Annotated in this window: 2 protein-coding genes; one reads left to right on the forward strand and one right to left on the reverse strand. The window is 51.1% G+C overall.

Annotated features, from left to right (window positions below):
- Positions 1–102: 102 nt before the first annotated feature.
- Positions 103–1248: a hypothetical protein gene (locus tag AC1DWI_RS21165; protein WP_477668176.1), complete on the reverse strand. Its 1146-nt coding sequence runs from the start codon at positions 1246–1248 to the stop codon at positions 103–105.
- 243 nt (positions 1249–1491) lie between these two features.
- On the opposite strand from AC1DWI_RS21165, the gene AC1DWI_RS21170 reads away from it, so the two are divergent.
- A partial coding sequence (locus tag AC1DWI_RS21170; protein WP_477725675.1) for a hypothetical protein occupies positions 1492–1932 on the forward strand: 441 nt, incomplete at its 3' end.

The following is a 1932-nucleotide window of genomic DNA, read 5'->3' on the forward strand; positions in this document are numbered from 1 at the left end:
AGTGTGAATCGCGTCTCGCTATGCCAAAAACCTTGAGAACCAGGGGCTTTTTCGTAGCGTCGAACCGACCCGTTGGGTCAAGTCCAAACAGCCAAAATCCTACTAGAAGAGCTCGTCCAACGCCACGAGCGCCGCATCCACACCTCGCCCGACCACGCGGCATTGGTACTTGGAGTCGAGTTGCAATACATTGGTCACCTGATGCGCCAGGCGCCTTTCTGTGAGGAAAAGATCGCAGTACGGCAGGGCTACTGACGCATGCTGCCAATCTTGCCAGTCATTGTTGGAAAGTGTGTGGGATGGATCACACTCGTATGTTGAATAGAGTTCATTGCGAATGACAAACCCTGGCAGATGGCGGCCAAGTGCACCAGCCTGATAGTCGGCCACTGCGTGTCGCGCTAAGCTCTGCGCAGCCAAAGATGACTTCGTATCCAAAGCTGCAGCACCGCTCGACCCCAGAAGTTTCACTAGCTCCGCTTCAAAAAGTCCGACGTGCTGTATCAGCACAGCCTCGAATTCGGCTTCACACGTTCTCCGGAAATCTCCGTTGTGAGGTCTCGTCTTCTTTCGCTCCTCGACCTTGATCAGCGTTTCTGCATCTAAATCAGACTTCAGGTGATGCTTAGTATTCCAGTCAAAGGCCTCGAATATCTCGGAGAACCCTTGGTTCCAAAAAGCATCGGCAGCACTTTTGAGAATGGCTTGACCTGCATTACCGATATTCGGAGGCAAGACATTACCACCCGAGAGGTCTGATTTGACAATCTGGCCCAAACAAGTCCACTGCAGCGGTGGGCTTCGCCCCACAACGCCCGACTTATAGCGAACATAATTCCCGACCTCTAGTGCATCCAACTCCGCTGTCGGTGAAAGTGCGACGCGTTCCGTCAGTTCGTCTACCAGCGCGGTGGTGGCTCTAGCGCTATCTTCAAGCTGTTTGGCGATTTCCAGCATAGAAGTGAGATGACTTACGCAGACGATCTTACGAGTCGCAACTAGCGATCGCAGACGGCCCAGCAGAGCAACACTTTCAACAGTTCCCCTTCCAAGCTCTGCATCTCGCAGCCATATCCAGTAATTCGTATCAAGGTAAACGGCTTTGGTGGACGCCATTCCGCGCTCCATCTGCAGCTTGTATTTGAGGATGTACTCCTCAACACTGGTATCGACGCCAAACAATCGGTGCCAGTGAAGCAGGGCCGGTCCACCTAGACGATCAAGAATCTTGTCGTGTGTTTCCGTCATAGTAGTTGTGAGTCTATCGGCATTGACCGCACGCAACCATAGCTCAAGGAGTACCCGAATAAGTAACTACTGAGGGAGTCACCCCTGGCTTGTCTTTTCTCGTAGCCATTTCCCGTCCCCCTACAAATAGATGAGATAACCACCAGCAAGCGCTGTCATTTCAGAGCAAGAAGTAGCTGAGGATCTGGGGGTGACTGGTTCCATTTACATCGCTACCATCGCGCTATAGCAACGGAGGATGACATGCATCAAAAACCAGGATTGATGGCAGGGCTAACTCTTACGAGGTTTGGTCCCCAGGAAATCGAAATAACAAACAACTTAGCCGCAGTATGGTTCGTAGCGTACGCGGGGGAGCAGGTACATGGCAAATCCAGTCTGCCCTACGTATTTCTGAAGCCATGCGATTCCTTCAAAGAGCGGTTCAATTTTTTCAATGACATTCTTTGTATTTTTCATCCCTTCCCCGAGATTGACTCTCGTGTTTTCGAGGCGATGGACCGCATTTTATTTGCGCATCAGCATCGACTTGATCGTCTTTGTGTCGTCTTGATCACCAATGCAGAGACAATCTCTGAGGCCCTTCGGAAGAATGATCTGGACTCTGATCCTCGGGTTGTCGTTCCTTTTAAATATCAAGAATTGCGAGGAGGAGTTGGCGGTAAGGAACGGTTAATGCTGGAC

It is taken from the genome of Polaromonas sp. P3_C2, from assembly GCF_056402675.1.